Raw genomic sequence first — 21,151 nt, 5'->3', positions numbered from 1 at the left:
CTTAATTATTATTTATGATTCTTTTGTGCTGTAAGGACACAAATTTAGGATTTTGAATATTTTTAAGATAATTGGTCAAAGACGATCTGCTCATACTGTCTTTGGTAAGATAGATCCTTCCTCCGAATTCCTGAACGATATCATCCAGCTGGTCAATAAGTTTTTTAAGTTTTGAATTGACTTTAAAATCCAATGCCAAGGTATAGCCTTCAAAAGGAAAAGAATTATATGCTTCAGGGTTATTTTTCCCGAAAAGTTTCAATACGGCAAGGAAAGACCCGTTTCCGCTGTTGGCAATGGTTTCAAGGATCTTTTTCATTCCTTCTTTCCCGGTTTCTTTAGGGATCACCATCTGGTACTGGATAAAGCCTGATTTTCCATAGATCTTATTCCATTCATTGATGGCATCCAGAGGATAGAAGAATGTTTCGTAATCAATGAAGTTTTTAATCTCTTTTTTAGCCTGCTTTTTATAGTAGAGCAGATTAAAGATCTTTACGGTAAGCGCATTCAAAACAAAATCAGGAAAGTAGAAAGGAACTGTAGGCTGCAATTTTGCTTTCAACCTTAAAGGGTTTCTGGAAAGGTTTGGAGGCAGCTCATGCTGAAAAGCATGTTCTCCTCTCATCAAAATACTTCTTCCTATATTTTTGCCCTTCTGCAGACAATCGATCCAGGCCACCGTATAGGTCCAGCTTTCACTTTCATCAAACAGCCTGAAGATTTCATCCAGATTTTCAGCTTTTATGCTTTCCTGTCGAATATAGGCCGATTCTATATTTTTAAGTTTAAATTTTGCTGTAAGAATGATTCCCGTAAGTCCCATTCCTCCGATAGTTGCCCAGAATTTATCCGGATTTTCCTCCCGGGAACATGTGATGATTTCTCCATGCTCATTCATCAGGGTAAACTCCATTACATACTCGGAAAAGCAACCTTCCGAATGGTGATTCTTTCCATGAACATCCGATGCGATGGCTCCGCCCACGGAAACAAATTTTGTTCCCGGAGTTACATACAGGAAATATCCCTGCGGAACAGCCACTTCCAATACCTCTGAAAGCAACACACCGGACTCGCATTCAATAACCCCGTTCAGACGGTCGAAACTGATCAATTTATTGAGTCTTTTTGTAGAAAATATATGCTCTCCCAATGAAGCATCTCCGTAACATCTTCCGTTTCCTCTTGCGATAACTTCATTATGGCTTAATACAAATTCTTTTATTTTTTTGAAGCTGTCTTCAGCCTTCATTTCTTTTTCCACTATGGGAAAATTGCCCCAGTTGGTCACTTTCTGTATAAAATTCGGCTTCATTTTTTAAAATAAATTTGAATGAGAAACGCGGCAACCCACAATAGCAGGGTTGCCTGTATATACCTGTCTCTGTAAACTATCTTTGTAGGAGACTCCGTCCTGTTGTAAACAAGAGTCTGCTGCAGGTATCTTAAAAATGCAAATACAACAAAGATAACCGTGTAAAAAACTCTTTCATGGAACCTTCCCTGAACTTCGGGAGATAGGGTAAACATCAGGTAACATACGATAGCCAGTGTTACTGAAATAGATACAGCAATATCTGCAAACTGGACATTATACCCGTCCAAAGCTCTTCTCGTTTTTCCTGAAACCTGCGCATTGATAAGCTCTCCCCTTCTTTTTCCTATTGCCAGCACCAAAGCGAGGACAAAGGTCAGCAGTATAGCCCATTGTGAAATAGAAATTCCCGTAATGTATCCTCCTGCAAGTACCCTTAATACAAAACCGGTGGCAATGATAAAAATATCGATGATGGCAACATGCTTAAGTTTAAAGGTATAGGCAAGATTCATTACGAAATATATCCCTATGATCGTTGCAAACTTCCAAAGGCTTTCATGGAAATAGGCCTGTGCCAAGAATACAAGAGCAATATCCATAATGATCAGCCCCACCAGGATCCCTATTGCTTTGGATTTTGAAATGGCTCCGCTTGCCAGTGGCCTTCTTCTTTTTTCCGGATGCTTTTTATCCGCTTCAATATCGTTGTAATCATTCAGAATGTAAACGACACTGGCCGCAACCGAAAAAATAAGAAAGGCAAAAATACTCTTGGTAAGTAGATCCAGATTGGTAATATTGCCTGAAAAGAAAAGGGGAACAAAAACAAAAAGGTTCTTCACCCATTGCTCTACACGGAGTAGTTTAAGATATTTCTTCATTTATGCTATTTCAATTGCAAAAATAGTGATTTTAAAATTTACCTGTATAAAAATACAAAAAAACCGCCGAAGCGGTCTTTTAAGAAAATATTTATATGTTAAATTAATTATTGTCCCTGCTGGGCCTCATTAATCATTTTTTCATTGGCTGTAATAGCAAACTCCACTCTTCTGTTTTTTGCTCTTCCTTCTTCCGTATCATTAGTAGCCACAGGCTTGCTTTCCCCTTCACCCATAGCAAACAATCTGGCAGATGTAATTCCTTTAGCCATCAGATAAGATTTTACAGAGTTGGCTCTTCTTTCGGAAAGCCCCATATTATATTCATCAGTACCTTTGCTGTCCGTATGTCCATAGATATTGATGTTGGTATCCGGATTATTGATAAGAACCTGAGTAAGTTTGTCTAAGTTGGCTTTTGCCACTGGTGTAAGATCTGAAGAGTTAAATGCAAAGTTGACAATGCTTTCGCTCATGGTAATTTTAATACCGTCTCCCACTCTTTCCACCTCAGCTCCCGGTAAAGTTTCTTTAATTTCTTTAGCCTGCTTATCCATCTTAGAACCGATCACATTTCCTGCAACACCTCCTATAATTCCACCTAATACGGCACCTAGTGCGGCATTCTTACCTTTCCCTACATTATTTCCTAAAATACCTCCGATCACTGCTCCTGAAGCAGCTCCTACTGCTGTACCTCTTTGCTGGTGATTTGAGTTTTGAACTGCCTCACAACTGGTTAACAATAAAGCTGATGACAAAAAAAGAGCTCCTATATATGTTTTGTTAAATTTCATTTTGTAATATTTATTAGTTTTAATTATTTCATTCCTGTTCTCTGAAAGTTATAAACAACTCTCACCGTGCTTCCATCGAACGGAACATTCTGTTCAAGCGAAAACTGGTCTGTAGTCTGGTCAATCACATTCAGAGAGTATCCTACTGTATTTTGCTTGGCTTTTGTATCAGCCATTATTTTTTTGAACATGAAAGTGTTTCCACTTTTTATTTCAAATTTAATTGGCTGTGTAAGTGCCGGACATGCTCCACCGCCTTTTAAGGTATATGCCCCTGAATAGTTATTAGGGATCAGTCTCCAATGACTGCCCACAAAGCACTGAGCGTCAGCACCCTCATCAAATGGTTTGATTTTGTACTGTTTATCATAATCGATGCTTACGATCTCCCAGTCTCCTTTTAGCTTTAGGAATTCCGATCTCTGATTCTGAGATGTTTCTGCTTTCTTAACTGTGGAACAAGACACTGCAAAGAGCGAAGTCCCCAACATTCCTGCAAGTAGTAACTTTTTCATATCTGTTTATTATTAATACAATAAAGTTACAAAAAACCGTGCCAAAATCATAAAAAAACGGAAAAAGTCCCGAAAATCGGGACTTTTTCCGTTTTAAATTCAGTATCTGTTTACTATTTTATAACTTTATTGCTTTTCCTGCAGGCTTCTGTGCTTTTTTTACGGGTTTTACCGCTTTTTTAGGAGCTGAAGATTTTACAGATTTTGCATTGTAAAAATTAGCATATGCATATTCTGCCGCTTTTTTCAGATCGATAACACCTCCCGACTGGGAAAAATCGCCAAACTGATTTTCCGTATTCGGATTGCTTGATTTTACAAGAGATTCAATGATCTGATCCGGTTTCAAGCCCGGCATATAGGATAATAAAACCGCTGCTGCCCCTGCTACGACCGGAGATGCCATAGAAGTTCCCTGAAGGTATTTGTATTCATTCTTCGGAACTGTGGAGTAGATTTCTTCACCCGGTGCAAATACGTTCACCATTTTTTTGTTGAAATTGGAGAAGCCTGCTCTCAGCTCGTTATTTCTGTTGGTACTTGCTCCTACTACAATTACGTTGTTCACAAACGGTTTTTCATCCGTTACGTTCTTAAAGTTGGTAGGATAAGCCAAGTGTTCCGAAACATCTTCATTCTCATTTCCTGCTGCTTTCACCAAAAGGACTCCTTTATCCTGGGCATATTTGAAAGCATCCCATACTACATTTTTACCCGGAGAAACCGGCTTGCCAAAACTCATATTTAAAATTTTAGCTCCGTTGTCTACAGCATATCTGATGGCGTTGGCCACATCTTTATCTCTTTCATCACCATTCGGAACTGTTCTTACAGACATGATCTTTGCCACTTTTGAGGCCACCCCGTACTGGATCTCTTTTCCCTGAGGAAGTCCTGCAATGATCCCGGCAACATGGGTCCCGTGTTCTGCGTCCGGCCCTTCATAATGATTGTTTCCATACCCTTTTTCCGAATAATCATCATAGTTATCTCCTACGATTTCTTTTCTAGGATCATAGTTCAGATCGTACTGCTTAGCCTGAGGTTCGTAATGATCGATTGCTTCTTTCATCTGCTCTTTCATACTTTTTTCAAACTCAGCAGCAGATTTTCCTTTAAATTCCGGGCTTTGGGACACCTGGCCCAAAATCTGGTAAGCGATAGCATCCTTTTGATCGGTAGGAGCTTTTATAGCAGCAATATTTTCAGCGGTTACGGATTTGCCTCCCAATAGCTTTACCATATTAGGAATGATCTCATTGATCATGGTATAGGTTTTCAGAGCCTGTTTGCCTTCAATACTTTTTTTGCTATAAAGCTCTTTAGACTTCATATACATGGCAAACTCTTCCGGCATTTTAGCCTGATTGGCTTTGTTCTTTGTAGAATCATCTCCTTCGAAAACAGGTTTATACTTGGCCACCACTCTGGTGATCTCCATATTATCGACACTAATATCCCCATTTTTACCTCCTATGAAATTCCATCCATGTACATCATCAATATATCCGTTTCCGTCATCATCCTTCCCATTATTAGGTACTTCGTTTGGATTCGTCCAGATATTCTTTACCAATCCCGGGTGATCTACCTGAACTCCGCTATCCAAAACCCCTACTACAACAGTAGATGGTTTTAAACCTTTGGATTCCAGAAATTTATATGCATTTTCTGTATTTACTCCATATACTTTTGCCGTGGCAAAATCTTTATGGTACCACGTCATAAGGTCTTTATCCTTGCCAGGATCAACATTCTTTGTTTGTGCTTCCTGGGCGAAAGAAAAATTAAATCCTGCTAAAAAAACAGCTGCTAATAATACCTTTTTCATGTTAGTATAATTGTTTAATATTTTTAATATAAGTCAAAGATTCCGGGCCTTTGTTACATATTAAATCCAAAATTGATAAATCACTTAAAAACCCCAATTTATCTGAGAAGGTCTGGTAATACTCTTCCATTTCAAATTCTGAAGGAGCTTTAGCCGAGAATTTTTCTCTGTAATTTACGGCTTCCGGATTTTTGATATATTCTTCATTCAAAGAGTATGCCTTTTCTGTTTTCAGGATCTGCTGAATAATTTCCAGCCCTTTGAGATTAAAATCTAAAAGATATTTTTCATTGACATCAAAAATCTTCCTGAATTTATCTTCATAATACTCAAAATAAGGTGAACTCTGATAAGCGGTCTGAATGGATTTCCAGTGAAGCTTTCTCCAATCCTCCGAATGGGAGATCTCAATATCCTTCAATTTTCTTTTCCCGTTATGACTGATAGGAAGGATCAGTGACAGCTTTCCGTTTGCCCCGTAAATATTGGCTCTGTTTCTGTACGTCTGCTTCGGAAAGCTTTCGAACTGCTCCAATACAATTTCATTTTCAGCATGCAGGAATACTGAAAACCATGAAACGGGCGGTAAATAAAATACCGGTAATAGTACATTCTTCATATTCATTATACAAAAATGAAGTATTTTTTCAAATACTTCATTTTATTTTTATTTTAGTTATTAATCGTCTTCTGTTTTTTTCTTTCTGAACAATTTCATAAAGTAATCCCATCCGAAGAATAAGACCAAGATCATAGCTGCGATCCACCAGTACGAGGTTTTGTTGGCTTCCCCGGTATTAGTTGCTTTGAACATCCTTTCCCAACGGATTTTGAACGGAGCCTGATAAGAAGAACTGGCATCCGAGAATGCACCCTGTAAGCTCATCCATGTAAACATAGGTTTTCCTACGATATTCTCTTCAGGAACGAAACCAAAGAATCTGGCATCTAATGAGGCATCCCTGTTGTCTCCCACCATCATATAATAATCCTGCTGGATGGTATATTGATTAGCTTCTTTTCCGTTGATGAAGATCTTCCCGTTTTTATTTTCCAGGCTGTTATGCTCGTATTCGGAAATGATCCATTGATACATTGGAAGTGTTTCTTTATTGATTGCTACAACATCTCCCTTTTTAGGAATTCTTAAAGGGCCATACCAATCCTGGTTCCATGGTTTGTTGATCGGGAATATAGACTGGGTGGTATCTACACTTTTTGTGAAAGCCGTCTTATCGGCATTTAATTTATATGAAATGGTAGCGGAGTCCTTCGGATAGATATTTTCGCTCATATCGATCACATTAGGTAAAGTTTTGATCTCTTTCGCCGTCTGGTCTGTCAATCCCTGGAAAACATATGTAAAGCCTTTATCTGTCTGGTATTCTCTTACCGGCAGGAAGCCATACGTATTATAAAGTCCCGGAATATCCAGCTGAGCTCCTGTATTGACGGTATAAGAATGCTGTAATTCCTGATCTCCCAAAATGGTTTCCGGTTTATTGTTCACGAAAAGCCTTCCGGCTCTCATTTCAAAGGTATCTCCGGCTACCGCCACACATCTTTTAACATAAGGGTCTTTTCTGTCAATCGCTACATGCACTGAATCCTGAGGATAGTTGAAGACCACCACATCATGCCTCTGGGGCTTATTGAACTGAAGGAGTCTTGTATAGGGTAATTTTATACCTTCAACATATGATTTGGGGTCATTTTTAGGGTTTCCATCTTTTTGGGTATCATAAATTGTACCCTGTAAGAATGGTATGGCTAAAGGACGCATAGGCAGCCTATACCCATAGCTCCATTTGTTAACGAAAAGGAAATCACCTACTAGCAAAGTCCTTTCCATAGATCCTGTAGGAATACCAAAAGGCTGGGTGATGAAAACATGGATGATAGTAGCAAAAACTACGGCAAAGGTAATAGACCCCATAAAAGAGTCTTTCTTTTTGGCGTTTTTCTCTTCGTCTGTTAAAAACAATTCATTTTCGTCTTCTATTTCCACATCTTTGGAATAGTTGACCGTTGCCATATAAATAAACGGAAGGATAACCGTAAGCAGCTGATGCTGGAAAAGGCCTCTCCCGAATTTTTTCATCAGATAAATATGAAAAACAGACATCATGATAGGCCCCACAATCGGAAGATATGATAAAATGGCCCACCACTTCGGATGTTTGGTTTCTTTTAAAATAATGAAATAGTTATAAAAGGGGATAAAAGCAAACGATGGGCTATATCCCATTTTTTTGAACAGTTTCCAGGTAGAAATCCCCATCAATAAAGATAGAATGAGAACGTATACCGTATAAGTTAAAAAGTAATTCATAAATTTTTTGTGCCTATTCTGTTTTAATTTGTGTTTAACAACTTACTATTAGTTTATGGTTTTGATATTTTGTTACAGTATTACAGCCCCAAAACATCTTTCATGGTAAAGTTTCCTTTTTTATCCTTGATCCATTCTGCAGCTACTACAGCGCCTAATGCAAATCCGCTTCTATTGAAGGCGGTATGCTTTATTTCAATTTCATCAACCTCGCTTTTGTAGAAAACGCTGTGAGTTCCTGGAACTTCATCTTCACGGATTGCAAAGATCCCTAATTGGTTCCCTTGGGTTTCGTCCAGTTTCCATGCATCAAATCTAGGATTGTTTTTAAAGATACCCTCTGCAATGGAAATGGCTGTTCCGCTGGGAGCGTCTTTTTTGTGAACATGATGGATTTCCTCCAACTGGCAGGAATATTCGTCAACATTCTTCATTAAATCAGCCAGCTTTTCGTTAAGTGCAAAAAACAGGTTCACTCCTAAACTGAAGTTGGAACCATATAAGAATGCAGCAGCATTTTCAACAGCTATCTTTTCTATTTCCTCTTTTTTCTCCAGCCATCCTGTGGTTCCGCATATCACAGGAATTTTATTCTCCAGGCAGACTTTAATGTTATCAAAGGCCACTTCCGGCAAGGAAAATTCGATGACAACATCCGGACGATTAAGGTTTTCAGCAGTTGGGGTTTCTTTCAGGCGGGCCACTATTTCATGTCCTCTTTTTGCGGCAATCTCATCAATGATTTTGCCCATTTTGCCATAACCAACTAATGCTATTTTCATACTTATTTTATTTAACTATACGTTTTTATTTATTTTTCAACGCAAAGATCGCAAAGAAAAGTTAAAATGCTTCATGTTTTTAAGCTCACAAAGGCATTTCATTTAGCAAAGTGTAATACATTAAACGTACTCAATATAATTATTAAAATCTGTAACTTAAACTTAATCCTGTTTTCGGAGGAGCAATCCTATACTGATCCTGAATAACAGCAGGGCTGAAAGAAAGGTCCGGGTCATGGCGGCTTTCATAGAGGTGTGCATCCACTACTGCATCTACGATATTCAGTATATATATCAGGCCTGTAATGGCAATGGCATAGTCTCTCTGTCTTTTTGCTCTGTCCTGGGCATTCCCCAATGCCACTTTATCCAGCCACGGATGACTGTCTACAAATTCATTAGGAGTGCCATTTAATTTAGCAATATAATACTCCCTGTATTTTTTATACTGATTATCGTTCCATACTGCAATACCTACTCCTGCTCCCACAGCACCCCAAACGATAGGAATTTTCCAGTATTTTTTGTTGTAATACTGTCCTAATCCCGGTAAAACAGCAGAATATAATCCTGCTTTGGTAGGATTCAGTTTGATTGTTTTCTTGGTAGGCCCGTTAGCGTTTTCAAGATCAGCGATGATCTGAGCTTCGGATTTTGCAGGTTTGGCCGCAGAAATACTGTCTTTCGGATGATATTCCACCCGAATGGTATCATTGGGACTGACCTGCGAATATGCCATAAAAAACAGGCACAGGAAAAATGTGAAAAGTATTTTTTTCATTGTTTAATATGGGACAAAATATATTCCAGCTCATCTTCATTTTTAAAGTCCAGAACTATTTTACCTTTTTTACCGTTTCCAGAGGTTTTAATTTCCACTTTTACGTCTAAAATATCAGAAAGTGTTTTCTGCGCCTTTTTATAATTATTGGAAAGCTCCGGTTTTGCTTTTTTGGCGGCAGATGATTTCGGATTCTTTAAAGCGGCAGAGGCCTGTTCGGTCTGGCGGACATTCAGCTGTTCTTTAATAATCTTGTCAAATAATATCTGCTGTAATTCATCATTTTCCAGACTGATAATCGCTCTTCCGTGCCCTGCGGAGATCTCCCCGCTTCTGATGGCATTCTGAATATCCGGACTCAGCCTTAAAAGACGGATAGAATTAGTGATCGTACTTCTGTCCTTTCCTACTCTCTGGCTCAGATTTTCCTGGGTCATTCCTATTTCATCCAACAGTCTTTGATAGGTCAAGGCAATTTCGATCGAATCAAGGTCTTCTCTCTGGATGTTCTCAACAAGAGCCATTTCCAGAAGCTCCTGATCATTTACCAGACGGATATAAGCCGGAATAGAGGTAAGGCCGGCAAGTTTACTTGCCCTATACCGTCTTTCTCCGGATATGATCTCAAACTTTTCGCCGTCTTTTCTCAGGGTAACCGGCTGGATCACGCCTAAGTTTTTGATGGACTGTGCAAGTTCGCTTAATGCTTTTTCATCAAAATAAGTTCTTGGCTGGGTAGGATTCGGATAAATATCCTCAATGGCCACTTCTACGATGTTCCCTACAAACTTATCCGCTCCTTCATCGGTAGCCGAGTTGATCGTTGCTTTGGATTCGGCACTTAAAATGGCACCCAAACCACGTCCCATAGCTCTTTTTTTGTCCTTCATATTATGCTTTAAGCTTTAAGCTTATGGCTTTAAGCTATTTTAATTCTTTACTAATTTTTCGTTCTTCAGCAAAACTTCTTCTGCCAACTGAATATACTGGATCGCTCCTTTGCTTTCCGCATCATAATTCAGGATGCTTTCTCCAAAACTTGGCGCTTCGCTCAATCTTACGTTCCTGCTGATAATGGTTTCAAAGACCATTTCCGGGAAATGGGCATTCACTTCTTCCACCACTTGGTTTGATAATCTCAACCTACTGTCGTACATGGTAAGAAGCAAACCTTCAATATCCAGATCTTTATTATGGATCTTCTGAACGTTTTTAATGGTATTCAAAAGCTTACCTAATCCTTCCAGGGCAAAATATTCGCATTGAATAGGAATAATTACAGAATCCGCAGCTGTAAGTGCATTAACCGTAATAAGCCCTAAACTTGGCGCGCAATCGATGATAATGAAGTCATAATCATCTCTCACGCCTTGCAGTGCCTGCTTAAGCATATATTCACGGTCATCTTTATCTACCAGCTCGATTTCTGCTGCTACCAGATCAATATGAGACGGAACAATATCAAGATTAGGTGTACTGGTTTTCTGAATACAGCTTTTTGTATCTACACTGTGCTCCAATAGATTATATGTAGAATACTGAACTTCTTCAACCCCTAAACCAGATGTTGCGTTTGCCTGCGGATCAGCATCAATGATTAATATCTTTTTTTCCAATACCCCTAATGCTGCAGCTAAATTGACGGCTGTTGTCGTTTTCCCGACTCCTCCTTTCTGATTAGCGATACCTATGATTTTTGCCATTACTAGAACTTTAAGCTTCAAAAATACACTTTTTTTCTTTGCTCTTCGAAAGCAGCGAAAGCTAAATTGAGTTAAAATATTGTTAATAAAGGATTTAGCCAACAAAAAAATTATCCACAAAAAATAGCTCTTTGTGGATAAGTGTCAAGATTTGTTTTTGATATTGATTATTCAAATTTCATTGAGATCGGAAATTTGAAATAACTTCTTACGGCCTGGCCTTTTATTTTAGCAGGAATCCATTTTCCTTTAATCGATTTGATCGTTCTAAGTGCTTCACTATTGAAATTTGCATCCTGACCATCAGCTTTCAATCCGGAAATTGTGCCATCTTTTTCTACTACAAAAGTAATCATTGTTTTCATCACTCCTTCTCCTTCAAAGCCGGAAGTATCAAACTTACTCATTACTTTATTTCTGAAAGTGTTGATTCCTTCATCATAACCCGCTTCCTCATCAACAGCTGTTTTAATGGTATTGTCTTCTTTTGGAGTCTCAATTACAGGAGGTTTTATTGAAATCACCGGTCCTGTACCAATTGTTGGAGTTGACGGCACATACTCTGTTTTAGCAGGTTCTGCTTTAAAATTATTTTTAAAACCGGCTACTGCATTTTCAGGCACATCTTCTCTATCATTTTCATTTGCGTCACTTGATGGTGTTGGAACCGTACTATCAAAGGTTTTTACCTCAGGACGGGTTTGCTGAACAGGCTGTGCTGCTGGAGGTTTCACCTCAGGCGTTTCAACATCCACAGGCGGAGGCAAAACGTAAACAGGGCCTGTAGGAGCAACGTCATTAGTTCTAAATGCCGAAATTACCATCGGGGTAATTGATATCGCAGCCAATAAACCCACACCCACAAAAAGTGCTTTTGTTAATAGCCTGTCTGATTCATTTCTTAATGCATAGGCACCATATTCCTTATTACGGTGCTCAAAAAGAATTTCATTAAAGCGAAATTCCTGGTTCTGGTGTAGGTGTTTCATCACTAGTAAATATTTAAACTGTTAATACTTGGTGATTATTAGTTTTATAAGACCTATCGATAAGTATTATACCAATATCAAAATATTTGCCAAAATTTTACTAAAACATCATCATTTTATAAAAAATTATACTAATCTGTTAAATTTAACTATGTATGAAATAATAATCCTTTATAAACAAGAAATTCACATTTATCATTATTCAATAATATTCATTTAAAATTCACAAAAATTCAACATAAATTAAAAAATAGTAAAAACCACACCTGTGCAATCGGAAATACACTGATATATTTTTTCCAAAGCCGAAATACATTTGTACCATACAAAAAAGGGGAACGCTGAAAACCTAAAAGAGTAAGCACTATTTTAAAACTAATAATTATGCCAACTATTACCCAAGAAGCAAAATCGAACTCGTTAATGAGCATGCTTTTAAAACAAGTTTATGACACTGTAACCAATGGAGGAAACCCTGATTCTTTAGGACCTGATGATTTCATCGCCTTTGATCCCGTGGGAGTCACTCTTTCTGAAGACACTTTTGATTATGCACTTAACGGACTTTTCGGAGATGCACCGTCTCCAAAACCAATGCTTGACGGAACCGGAAAGCCAATCCTGGACGCCAACGGAAATCCTAAAATAGACATGGAAGCGTATCAAAATGCTTTATCAAGCAGCAAATTCAGAAAATATCTTCAAATGGAACAGTTTGCGGCAATGGTAGACGTAATTCCTTCTCAATTACCCCCTCTTACTGCGGATGGAAACGGAAGATCTATGACGATCATGAGCATTATGAACGATTCTCAGAAAAGAGTTTCAAAAGTGTACGAAGATCTTTTACAATGGTCGGTAGTAGTAGATACTCAATTCGATGAAAAAGTAGAAAAGAAATTAGACACTTTAAGAAATAAGTTATTCAAAATCAAAAAGCTAAAAAATCCTGATTTTGATGAAAATGCACCGATAGATGATATGAACAAACCTGAAATTTTCCACACTTTCGTATCTCCTACGTATGCAAAATACATCGAATACCAGATGAAATACTACGATATCGTAGATGCCAACAACGAGATCAGGACCGCTGCCGACAACGGAGATCCTGAGGCTATGGCAAAGCTTTCCATCGATGGTAAAAACATGAAAAAACGTGAAGATGCAGCATTAAAAGCATGGCAGTCTTTAGGATACAAGGAAGCGGTAGAAAGAATTCAGAATTACCTGAGCGAGATCGAAGAAAAGCACATGCTGGTGATCAAGAAAAGAATTCAGTCTGAATTCAGAAACAGCCAGAGAACGAGGATACTGGATTATACCAACTATTCCCCTTCCATTCCGGTAGCAGCCAACGCATTAAAAGAATCCAAAGGATGGCCTACGATCACTATTACAGAAGGCGAATCCAACTATGATTACTCAAAGACCGTTCATAACTGGGGTGCTGCCGGAGGATTCAGCATGGGTATTTTCTCTATCGGAGCCAGAGGTGGAGGAAAACATGAAAAAACCAAAATCAATACAGACTATACCAACATGAAAATTTCCTTCAAAGTAGGAAAAGTAAGGGTGGAAAGAGGATGGTTCAACCAGCAATTTGTAGAATCCAAATTCTGGAAGCTGCACGAGCAGTCCCCACAAGCTCTAAATGGAGATATGATAAGCGATGGTAAAGGTAAAGGGCTTATGCCTTCTATTATTACGGAACTTATCATTGCAAAGGATGTTTCTCTGGATTTCGCCAATAACAGCACTGCCTTTACCGATGTTAAGAATTCTGTAAGCTCGGGCGCCGCAGTAGGTATCGGGCCTTTCATGTTCGGCGGAACTTACAGCTATGACAACCAGGATGTAAAATCCAATTCTAAATGGAACGGCAAAAAATTAACATCAGACGGAATTTACATCATCGGCTATAAATGCCACGTAGTTCCAAAATCTCCAAATCCAAATCCGGAGATCAAAAAATGGACAGACGGAAAATCATAAACCATTCTTCTCAATACGAGTAACCGGCAGACGCTTTTGCCCTGTCGGTTATTTCCAATAACCAAAACCAATAACCATGAAATACTTTGTTGCCGTTTACCAGAAGCTTAAGAACATCTATATGTCCCAAAGCTCTATGGAGAATGATCTGCCGATGATCTGCCCATCCCTGAGAGTGTATGAAAATGAAGAACTGGAACTGCTAAAACCTCAGAGCCTGCTTAATGATGAGCAGAAAAAGGCTCTTTCCATCATCAAAAAGCAGAATGTGGCCTATGAACTGAATTCCGTTCCTATTTCTTCTAATTTCTGGGACCTTAACCCCAACAATTCTTTATTTGATATTTACAGGGATATCCTTGATAAAAACAACCTGAAAGACATTGAAGAGCATCTGGATAAAGTATTGGAGAACAAAAGCACGGTTATTTTTGATGCTAAAAACAATGATACGAAGGAATTCAAAGCTTATAAAAAATACCGGACGGCTCACGAAACAGCTGTTAACAATATCACTTCTCACTTGGAATTGTTTGACGGACTGGACACTGATGAAGAAAAAAACAACTGGAACGACCAACTGGTCAACCTCAACAATATAAAAGACCTTACTTTTTCCGAATGGAAGGTAAAAGGCAATAAAGATATTATAGAAAAAGAACTGGAAAAGATCAATAAAGCCTCTGAAGCTGATCTGTATCTTGCCATGGCCCAAAATGCCAAAAATACCTTTGAAGCAGCTGAAAAAACGGATGTGATCAGCAATTCTTCCATTCATGACATCAATTTCATTCCCTACGATTTTATGGAAAACGAATCGGGTTGGAATAGTATGAGAATCGAAAGATCCGAGCTGGAAGGATTGCATTCGGAGGCCAAAAATGCGAATGAGAATCTCCCTTCCGAGATCCTTTCGATAGATTATGATGAAAGCATGATCCAGGCAGTGGAATTTGACTTTTCTTTCGTTCACCTTAAAAGAAACTGGTTCAATAAGAATTTCATGCTTTCCGGAATGTTTGAATGGAATGAGTCTAAAAAGATCTCAGACGGTCAAACCATTTCCAGTGATTATAAATTACCGGCATTCCCCAAAACAATGATCCTGATCAAAAACCTGAAGATCATTTTAGACCCATCCATTAATAATGATGCAGTCAACAATCCTAATCAACTGGTATATTTCGGGCCGTTGGTAATGAAACAGCAGGTTTTCGTCAATAAAAACAACAATCAGAAGTTTTTAAAGGCTATCACCAATGTGAAAACCATTAAATCTGACCAGCTAAATCATATGGCCAGAAAAACAACTTCCCTTGAAACCGCCAGAATAACTGCTGTAAATGATTTTGCCACTCAACCCGCCACAGAACCGTCACAGCCGGAAGCTGTAAAAATGACGGCTAATGTTGCTTATGCCAACAAAGTCAGTATTGGGAATATATTAGGAGGGATCAAGAACACAAGGCCTGCCACCCCTGCGCCTCATGGTGCAAGCCCTGTACAACCCACTCCAAAACCGGCAACCCCTTCTCCTACTCCGATAAGAGCACCCTGGGGAACATGGGGACCGAAATACCCCACCACTCCGGTTCCGCCACCTCCACCGGGCACCAATGTACAGTTCAGGGTACTTGACAAAATGAATAACGAACCCATCTATAAATGTTCTCTTTCCATTAAAGGAATAAATAACAACAGGATCTTTGAAATAGAAAGCAATGAAGCAGGAATCATTAATCAACTCATTCCCACAGGAGAATACAGCATTGAATTAAGGATTGATGATTATGCCGTTTTAAATCAAAATTTCAGTGTGACGAATATCTCTCCCATAAATCTGGAATACAAGCTGCAGAGGGAAGAAGTAAAATTCAAATCATTCTTCCTGATCGGGATGATCTGCGAAAAGATGCCTAAGATACCGATGAATTGATAATTTGTATAATGTATGACGTATAATGTATTAATGATCAATAAATAAAGGATCAGCTCACAATTCATAACTCATAATTCATAACTAAAAACCAATCGCTATGAAACTTTTAAGATATTACACAAAAGCCCCGGAAGTACTCACCCTTTGTGAAATACTCCACAAACTGGGGTACAGTATCAGGATCTCAGACTCTTTCACCCTGGAAGTAGATACTGCCGTAAAAGATTTTCAAAGGAAAAACGCTTTGGTAGTGGACGGAATTGTTGGTGTAAAAACATGGCAGGTCTTGCTTGAAAAAAACACCCGGCCTGCCAACCAGACGGACAAATTCCTTAAAGAAAGTGACCTGGTCGGTTTTGCCGATCAATACGGGCTGGAACTGGCCGCTGTAAAGGCTGTTAACGAGATCGAAAGCAGTGGAAAAGGCTTTCTGATCAATAACAAACCGAAGATTTTATTTGAAGGCCATATTTTCTGGAACGAACTCAAAAAAAGAGGCATCGACCCAAATTCATATTATAGTGCGTCCCACAAAGATGTTCTATATCCAAAATGGACGAAAATATATTATCAGGGCGGTGTAAAGGAATATGACAGGCTCAATGAAGCGATTACCCTGAGTAGCGATCCTAAATTTAAAGATGCCGCCCTGTCTTCCGCATCATGGGGATGCTTCCAGATCATGGGATTCCATGCTAAAAACATCGGATATCCCAATGTGAGTGACTTTGTGGCCAGAATGGAGATCAGCGAAGGAGAGCATCTGAATGCTTTCGGGAAGTTCCTGGAAGTAAACAATATATTGATCCATTTGAGAAACAAAAACTGGGCAGGCTTTTCTAAAGCATACAATGGAGCAGGCTATAAGCAGAACAAATATGACGAAAAGCTCGCCAAAGCCTATTTAAAATATTCTAAAAACTAAAAAAACCAATAACCATGGCACTCACTAAACAATATGAATGGCTCACTAAAGAAAACGGGCCTATCATGATCAAGCAGGCTCTGAATCTTTATGATACTTCTGAAGTTCTGGGAGCCAAAAACAATCCTACTATTCTTTCCTGGGCTAAAGAAGTAGGGCAAGATCCAATGTATAAAGGAGTAAAAGATTTTTACATTGCAGATTCCATCCCCTGGTGCGGGCTTTTTATGGCCGTAGTTGCTAAAAGGAGCTCAAAACAGATCGTTAAAGATCCTTTATGGGCACTGAACTGGGGTAATTTCGGGAAACACACTCCGGTCCCGATGCTGGGCGATGTTCTGGTTTTCATCCGGAAAGGCGGCGGACACGTAGGTTTATATGTAGGTGAAGACGCTACCTGCTATCATGTTCTGGGAGGAAATCAAAGTGACAAAGTATGCATTACCCGGATTGAAAAAAACCGGCTATATACTTCCAGAAGACCTAAATATATCAACCAGCCCGTTAACGTAAGAAAAATTTCACTTTCTTCTTCAGGCACCGTTTCACAGAACGAAGCCTAAACAAAAATCCTGCGAGAGCAGGATTTTTGTTTGTATTTTAGAATAATTCTTTTCTGATAATGTTCTGGCTTCTTTCAGGGCCTACCGAAACTAAATAAACATTAATTCCCAAATACTTCTCAATAAATTCGATGTATTTCTGGGCGTTTGCAGGAAGCTCATCGTAGCTCCTTACTTTGGTAAGATCGTCATTCCAGCCTGGAAGCTCTTCGTAGATTGCTTCGTAGTCATATAATTTTGTTGTTGAAGAAGTGAAATAATCAATGATCTTTCCGTCTTCGGTTTTGTATTTTGTAGCAATTTTCAGAGTATCTATTCCTGTAAGAACGTCTAATTTTGTAATGACCAGGTTATTGATACCATTGATCATACAGGCATGTTTCAAAGAAACAAGGTCCAGCCAGCCTGTTCTTCTTGGCCTGCCGGTCGTAGCCCCGAACTCATGACCGATCTGTCTGATCTTTTCTCCTAATTCATTATCTAATTCGGACGGAAAAGGCCCGTTTCCTACTCTTGTGCAGTATGCTTTGGCAACCCCGATCAGGTTTTGAAGCGACGTCGGCGGAACTCCTGCCCCCGTACAAACCCCTCCTGTAGAAGGAGAAGATGAAGTTACGTAAGGATAGGTTCCGAAATCGATATCCAGCATCAATGCCTGAGCCCCTTCAAATAAAACATTCTTACCTTCATGGATAGCTTCATTCAGTTCCAGTTCCGTATCAACAATTCTATCTTGCAGCTGTTTTCCGATCTCTAAAAATTCGTTATAAATCTCTTCAACGTCTAAAGCCGGCTTTCCGTAATATTTTTCGAAAAGAGAATTCTTAACTCTCAGGTTTTTCTCAATTTTCTCTCTTAAGATCTCAGGATTTAAAAGATCTACCATTCTGATCCCCACTCTTGCGATCTTATCTTCATAACAAGGCCCGATTCCTTTTTTGGTCGTCCCGATCTGGGTTCCTCCCTGCTCTTCTTCACGGTAAGTATCCAAAAGAATGTGGTAAGGCATGATGACATGCGCTCTTCTGCTGATAAAAATGTGGTCGGTTCTAAGGCCTTTGCTTTCGATCTGGGAAACTTCTTTAATGAAAGACTTAGGATTTACCACTACTCCGTTGGCAATGATACACTTCCCTTTACACTGAAGAACTCCCGAAGGAAGAAGGTGCAGCACAAATTTTTCATCACCTACATATACGGTATGACCTGCATTGTCCCCTCCCTGGAAACGTACAACATAGTCCGATTTTGCCGATAAAACATCCGTGATTTTCCCTTTGCCTTCATCTCCGTACTGAAGACCTACAACTACGTAAGTTGACATATTTTACTTTTGTTTTTTAGATTCATGCAAAATTACTTTTAAAAAATAGGGTGGGCAAATTATGGGTGGATTTTATTTTTGGGTGGGGTGGAAATTGTGTGGTTGATTTTTTTTCTTTTACTATATTTGGATATCATAAATTTAGTTTAACCATGATTAAAACAATAATTGATTTTATAAAAGAAAGTAAAGAAGCAAGTCAGGAAAGATTAAAACTACCAATTGTTACATTTTACATATTTCTTTTAGTAATTTCTTATTGGAAACCACTTTCAATTTATTTCTTATCTGAAAAAAAAATTGAAGAAAAAATTAAAGAAATTGATTTTATTTATAAAAACCATACTCATTGGGATCATATTTTAAACCTCTTAATATTATTACTTTTAAGTACAATATCATCTATTTTATTTCCTTCAATAATGTTCATAATCGAATATCTATTAAAAAAGCCTAATAAAGAAAGAAAAATAATAAAAAATAGTACAAAAGACATTGATAGAAATGAAGAACTTAAAATTACTAAACATAAATATGATATGAATAAAATTCTGTCTGGTAACAAAGAGGTAGAAGACTATAATCAGTCTATTGAAGATTTAAAGAAATCTTATGAAGACAGGATACAAAATATGGAGAATATTAACAATCAAAAAGATAAAAACTTAGAAAGTCAAATTGATATGATTACAAAAGAAAATATATCCTTGACTTCAAAATTAGGAGAAATCAACCAATTAAATAAGTATTTAAATGACCAAATTAATCAATACCGATTAAATGAATTTGAGTACACAAATTATTCTAAATTTAATATTATTTTTGAAAATAAGGATATTTTTAAAGACTACGTAAATTCAATAGAGCCAGTTTCTGATAAAGTACTTTTTATAAAGCATATCTTAGAGGAAATTATAGATTATAATTTACATTCTCTTTTAAATAGATTGGCTTTATCTGTATATAATGACAGTGAATATTTAAATTTAAACACGAGAACAAGAAAGTATGATGTTGAAAAACATTTCATCGAACAAAATAATTTAGGTGAATTAGTACAAACAGAAGGATTAATTGAAACATATTTTATAGGTAAAAGTATTAATTGGATTCAAGAAGTTGTCAAATATGCTGAAGACTTTGAATTATAGAAATATAAATATCATTTTCTATTTCGAAATGCTTTAAAAGGAACTTTAAAAATTTTGAAAATATACCAATTCTTGGTATATTTGAAATAAATTAAAGATAATGCCAAAAAACACATCCATATTATTAGGTGATTATTTCGATAACTTTATCAATCAGCAGATTAAATCTGGAAAATTTTCTTCAGCCAGTGAGGTTGTGAGAGCTGCTTTAAGAATGTTTGAGTATGAAGAATCCAAGAAATCAGAATTGATCAACGAATTGAAAAAAGGAGAAAAGTTCGGATTTGTTGAGAATTTTGATCGTAAAGAATTTCTAAAAAATCTTCATCAAAAACATACTGCTGGCTCATGAAATATAAAATCAGCAAAGAAGCTTTACATGATTTAGAAAAAATTTGGCTTTACACTTTTGAAGTCTGGTCAAAAGAACAGGCAGATCATTATTTTGATCTGATTATGGATGAAATTGAATATTTATCAGATAATCCAAAATCAGGAAAAGATTATAATGAAATCAGAAAAGGATATTTTCGTTCAAGAGTGAAATTTCACTTTATATTTTACAAAATCAACTTTAAAAATGAAGAAATTGAAATTATCAGAGTTCTTCATCAGCAAATGGATATTTCATCAAGATTAGACGAATAAAAATCCATACTAGCTTCAGATTTGTTAATCACTAACAAATCACAAAATATTTTCCCAAAAATCCGTACCTTTGCCACCTACTAAAAATTTTTATGGAAAGCATTCAAGTACACGACAAAACTTTTGTTCCTTACCTAAAGGACGCCGAAATTCAGGAGATTGTAAAAGCAACAGCTTTAAAGATTTATGAAGATTACAAGGATGAAGTTCCTGTTTTCATTGGAGTTTTGAATGGGGTGATTATGTTCTTCTCAGACCTTTTGAAATATTATCCGGGAAAATGTGAGATTGCCTTCATCCAGATGAGTTCTTATGCAGGAACCGAATCTACCGGGATCGTTTACCAGAAAATGGAGCTTACCAAAGACGTAAAAGACCGTCACATCATCCTTGTAGAAGATATTGTGGATACTGGGAATACTGTGGAAAGCCTTTTCAAATATTTCAAGGAAACCCAGCGTCCGAAATCGGTGAAGCTGGCTTCTTTCTTATTAAAGCCTGAGGTCTATAAAAAAGATTTCAAGCTGGATTATATTGGAAAAGAAATTCCAAACAAATTTGTTCTTGGTTACGGGTTAGATTATGATGAATTGGGTAGAAACTTACCTAATTTATATCAGCTGCAGGACGGAAAGATCAACGAATAATTTCAAATCTAAATTTAATTTTCAAAA

21 protein-coding genes are annotated in these 21,151 nt (G+C 37.7%); 8 read left to right on the top strand and 13 right to left on the bottom strand.

Features of this window, described 5'->3' with window-relative positions:
* Position 1 precedes the first annotated feature (1 nt).
* The 12 genes from HNP38_RS00305 to HNP38_RS00250 all read right to left on the bottom strand — a co-directional run bounded on the left by HNP38_RS00305 (position 2) and on the right by HNP38_RS00250 (position 11,932).
* Positions 2 to 1,318, bottom strand: a complete 1,317-nt coding sequence (locus HNP38_RS00305; protein ID WP_184182703.1) for an FAD-dependent oxidoreductase — start codon at positions 1,316 to 1,318, stop codon at positions 2 to 4.
* A complete protein-coding gene (locus HNP38_RS00300; protein WP_184182700.1) occupies positions 1,315 to 2,202 on the bottom strand; it encodes a decaprenyl-phosphate phosphoribosyltransferase in 888 nt (295 codons plus the stop codon). Before HNP38_RS00300 ends, HNP38_RS00305 begins: the two co-directional genes overlap by 4 nt.
* 107 nt (positions 2,203 to 2,309) lie before the next feature.
* Complete coding sequence (locus tag HNP38_RS00295; protein WP_184182697.1) at positions 2,310 to 2,999, bottom strand: OmpA family protein; 690 nt, start codon at positions 2,997 to 2,999, stop codon at positions 2,310 to 2,312.
* 23 nt (positions 3,000 to 3,022) lie between these two features.
* Complete coding sequence (locus tag HNP38_RS00290) at positions 3,023 to 3,514, bottom strand: lipocalin family protein (protein WP_184182694.1); 492 nt, start codon at positions 3,512 to 3,514, stop codon at positions 3,023 to 3,025.
* A gap of 118 nt (positions 3,515 to 3,632) precedes the next feature.
* Positions 3,633 to 5,345 (bottom strand): S8 family serine peptidase, encoded by a 1,713-nt coding sequence (locus HNP38_RS00285; RefSeq protein WP_184182691.1) that lies wholly within the window; start codon positions 5,343 to 5,345, stop codon positions 3,633 to 3,635.
* 1 nt (position 5,346) lies between these two features.
* Complete coding sequence (locus HNP38_RS00280) at positions 5,347 to 5,970, bottom strand: WbqC family protein (RefSeq protein ID WP_410493752.1); 624 nt, start codon at positions 5,968 to 5,970, stop codon at positions 5,347 to 5,349.
* 54 nt (positions 5,971 to 6,024) lie between these two features.
* A complete protein-coding gene (lepB, locus tag HNP38_RS00275) occupies positions 6,025 to 7,677 on the bottom strand; it encodes a signal peptidase I (protein WP_184182684.1) in 1,653 nt (550 codons plus the stop codon).
* An 80-nt stretch (positions 7,678 to 7,757) separates the two neighbouring features.
* Positions 7,758 to 8,459 (bottom strand): 4-hydroxy-tetrahydrodipicolinate reductase, encoded by a 702-nt coding sequence (dapB, locus tag HNP38_RS00270; protein ID WP_184182681.1) that lies wholly within the window; start codon positions 8,457 to 8,459, stop codon positions 7,758 to 7,760.
* Between the two features lie 142 nt (positions 8,460 to 8,601).
* Positions 8,602 to 9,240: a DUF5683 domain-containing protein gene (locus HNP38_RS00265; RefSeq protein WP_184182678.1), complete on the bottom strand. Its 639-nt coding sequence runs from the start codon at positions 9,238 to 9,240 to the stop codon at positions 8,602 to 8,604.
* Positions 9,237 to 10,130 carry a ParB/RepB/Spo0J family partition protein gene (locus tag HNP38_RS00260; protein WP_184182675.1) on the bottom strand — a complete coding sequence of 298 codons (894 nt, stop codon included), beginning with the start codon at positions 10,128 to 10,130 and terminating at the stop codon, positions 9,237 to 9,239. The genes HNP38_RS00265 and HNP38_RS00260 overlap by 4 nt, the downstream gene beginning before the upstream one ends.
* A 39-nt stretch (positions 10,131 to 10,169) precedes the next feature.
* Complete coding sequence (locus HNP38_RS00255; protein WP_184182673.1) at positions 10,170 to 10,943, bottom strand: ParA family protein; 774 nt, start codon at positions 10,941 to 10,943, stop codon at positions 10,170 to 10,172.
* Positions 10,944 to 11,110: 167 nt separating this feature from the next.
* Positions 11,111 to 11,932, bottom strand: a complete 822-nt coding sequence (locus HNP38_RS00250) for an energy transducer TonB (RefSeq protein WP_184182670.1) — start codon at positions 11,930 to 11,932, stop codon at positions 11,111 to 11,113.
* A gap of 384 nt (positions 11,933 to 12,316) precedes the next feature.
* Here HNP38_RS00250 and HNP38_RS00245 point away from each other — a divergent pair, with 384 nt between their 5' ends.
* From HNP38_RS00245 to HNP38_RS00230, 4 genes are all read left to right on the top strand, one after another.
* Positions 12,317 to 13,927 (top strand): hypothetical protein, encoded by a 1,611-nt coding sequence (locus HNP38_RS00245; RefSeq protein WP_184182667.1) that lies wholly within the window; start codon positions 12,317 to 12,319, stop codon positions 13,925 to 13,927.
* Positions 13,928 to 14,003: 76 nt separating this feature from the next.
* Positions 14,004 to 15,863 (top strand): hypothetical protein, encoded by a 1,860-nt coding sequence (locus HNP38_RS00240; RefSeq protein ID WP_184182665.1) that lies wholly within the window; start codon positions 14,004 to 14,006, stop codon positions 15,861 to 15,863.
* Positions 15,864 to 15,963: 100 nt separating this feature from the next.
* Positions 15,964 to 16,791 (top strand): N-acetylmuramidase domain-containing protein, encoded by an 828-nt coding sequence (locus HNP38_RS00235; protein ID WP_184182661.1) that lies wholly within the window; start codon positions 15,964 to 15,966, stop codon positions 16,789 to 16,791.
* A gap of 14 nt (positions 16,792 to 16,805) precedes the next feature.
* Positions 16,806 to 17,354 carry a TIGR02594 family protein gene (locus tag HNP38_RS00230; protein WP_184182658.1) on the top strand — a complete coding sequence of 183 codons (549 nt, stop codon included), beginning with the start codon at positions 16,806 to 16,808 and terminating at the stop codon, positions 17,352 to 17,354.
* A gap of 37 nt (positions 17,355 to 17,391) precedes the next feature.
* Here the strand turns inward: HNP38_RS00230 and HNP38_RS00225 are convergent, their stop codons facing one another.
* Positions 17,392 to 18,678 carry an adenylosuccinate synthase gene (locus HNP38_RS00225; protein ID WP_184182655.1) on the bottom strand — a complete coding sequence of 429 codons (1,287 nt, stop codon included), beginning with the start codon at positions 18,676 to 18,678 and terminating at the stop codon, positions 17,392 to 17,394.
* A gap of 50 nt (positions 18,679 to 18,728) precedes the next feature.
* On the opposite strand from HNP38_RS00225, the gene HNP38_RS00220 reads away from it, so the two are divergent.
* The 4 genes from HNP38_RS00220 (at position 18,729) to HNP38_RS00205 (ending at position 21,124) form a co-directional block, all read left to right on the top strand.
* The gene (locus HNP38_RS00220; RefSeq protein WP_184182652.1) at positions 18,729 to 19,829 is read left to right on the top strand and encodes a hypothetical protein; all 1,101 of its coding nucleotides are present in this window, start codon (positions 18,729 to 18,731) and stop codon (positions 19,827 to 19,829) included.
* Positions 19,830 to 19,929: 100 nt separating this feature from the next.
* A complete protein-coding gene (locus HNP38_RS00215; RefSeq protein WP_184182648.1) occupies positions 19,930 to 20,181 on the top strand; it encodes a type II toxin-antitoxin system ParD family antitoxin in 252 nt (83 codons plus the stop codon).
* Positions 20,178 to 20,477: a type II toxin-antitoxin system RelE/ParE family toxin gene (locus HNP38_RS00210; RefSeq protein WP_184182645.1), complete on the top strand. Its 300-nt coding sequence runs from the start codon at positions 20,178 to 20,180 to the stop codon at positions 20,475 to 20,477. The genes HNP38_RS00215 and HNP38_RS00210 overlap by 4 nt, the downstream gene beginning before the upstream one ends.
* Before the next feature lie 92 nt (positions 20,478 to 20,569).
* Positions 20,570 to 21,124: a phosphoribosyltransferase gene (locus HNP38_RS00205; protein WP_184182642.1), complete on the top strand. Its 555-nt coding sequence runs from the start codon at positions 20,570 to 20,572 to the stop codon at positions 21,122 to 21,124.
* The last annotated feature ends 27 nt before the right edge of the window (positions 21,125 to 21,151 follow it).

The organism is Chryseobacterium defluvii (assembly GCF_014204415.1).
GTDB classification, from domain to species: Bacteria; Bacteroidota; Bacteroidia; order Flavobacteriales; family Weeksellaceae; genus Chryseobacterium; species Chryseobacterium defluvii_A.
The sequence above is the reverse complement of the archived record's forward strand: the minus strand, read 5'-3'. Positions and strand labels throughout refer to the sequence as shown.

Excerpts from the sequence above, each read along its gene's own strand:
- HNP38_RS00295 (WP_184182697.1), bottom strand. The coding sequence starts at position 2,999 with ATGAAATTTAACAAAACATATATAGGAGCTCTTTTTTTGTCATCAGCT.
- HNP38_RS00240 (WP_184182665.1), top strand. The coding sequence starts at position 14,004 with ATGAAATACTTTGTTGCCGTTTACCAGAAGCTTAAGAACATCTATATG.
- HNP38_RS00225 (WP_184182655.1), bottom strand. The coding sequence starts at position 18,678 with ATGTCAACTTACGTAGTTGTAGGTCTTCAGTACGGAGATGAAGGCAAA.
- HNP38_RS00255 (WP_184182673.1), bottom strand. The coding sequence starts at position 10,943 with ATGGCAAAAATCATAGGTATCGCTAATCAGAAAGGAGGAGTCGGGAAA.
- dapB (WP_184182681.1), bottom strand. The coding sequence starts at position 8,459 with ATGAAAATAGCATTAGTTGGTTATGGCAAAATGGGCAAAATCATTGAT.
- HNP38_RS00215 (WP_184182648.1), top strand. The coding sequence starts at position 19,930 with ATGCCAAAAAACACATCCATATTATTAGGTGATTATTTCGATAACTTT.
- HNP38_RS00205 (WP_184182642.1), top strand. The coding sequence starts at position 20,570 with ATGGAAAGCATTCAAGTACACGACAAAACTTTTGTTCCTTACCTAAAG.
- HNP38_RS00245 (WP_184182667.1), top strand. The coding sequence starts at position 12,317 with ATGCCAACTATTACCCAAGAAGCAAAATCGAACTCGTTAATGAGCATG.
- HNP38_RS00280 (WP_410493752.1), bottom strand. The coding sequence starts at position 5,970 with ATGAATATGAAGAATGTACTATTACCGGTATTTTATTTACCGCCCGTT.
- lepB (WP_184182684.1), bottom strand. The coding sequence starts at position 7,677 with ATGAATTACTTTTTAACTTATACGGTATACGTTCTCATTCTATCTTTA.
- HNP38_RS00300 (WP_184182700.1), bottom strand. The coding sequence starts at position 2,202 with ATGAAGAAATATCTTAAACTACTCCGTGTAGAGCAATGGGTGAAGAAC.
- HNP38_RS00260 (WP_184182675.1), bottom strand. The coding sequence starts at position 10,130 with ATGAAGGACAAAAAAAGAGCTATGGGACGTGGTTTGGGTGCCATTTTA.
- HNP38_RS00305 (WP_184182703.1), bottom strand. The coding sequence starts at position 1,318 with ATGAAGCCGAATTTTATACAGAAAGTGACCAACTGGGGCAATTTTCCC.
- HNP38_RS00250 (WP_184182670.1), bottom strand. The coding sequence starts at position 11,932 with ATGAAACACCTACACCAGAACCAGGAATTTCGCTTTAATGAAATTCTT.
- HNP38_RS00235 (WP_184182661.1), top strand. The coding sequence starts at position 15,964 with ATGAAACTTTTAAGATATTACACAAAAGCCCCGGAAGTACTCACCCTT.
- HNP38_RS00230 (WP_184182658.1), top strand. The coding sequence starts at position 16,806 with ATGGCACTCACTAAACAATATGAATGGCTCACTAAAGAAAACGGGCCT.
- HNP38_RS00290 (WP_184182694.1), bottom strand. The coding sequence starts at position 3,514 with ATGAAAAAGTTACTACTTGCAGGAATGTTGGGGACTTCGCTCTTTGCA.
- HNP38_RS00210 (WP_184182645.1), top strand. The coding sequence starts at position 20,178 with ATGAAATATAAAATCAGCAAAGAAGCTTTACATGATTTAGAAAAAATT.
- HNP38_RS00265 (WP_184182678.1), bottom strand. The coding sequence starts at position 9,240 with ATGAAAAAAATACTTTTCACATTTTTCCTGTGCCTGTTTTTTATGGCA.
- HNP38_RS00285 (WP_184182691.1), bottom strand. The coding sequence starts at position 5,345 with ATGAAAAAGGTATTATTAGCAGCTGTTTTTTTAGCAGGATTTAATTTT.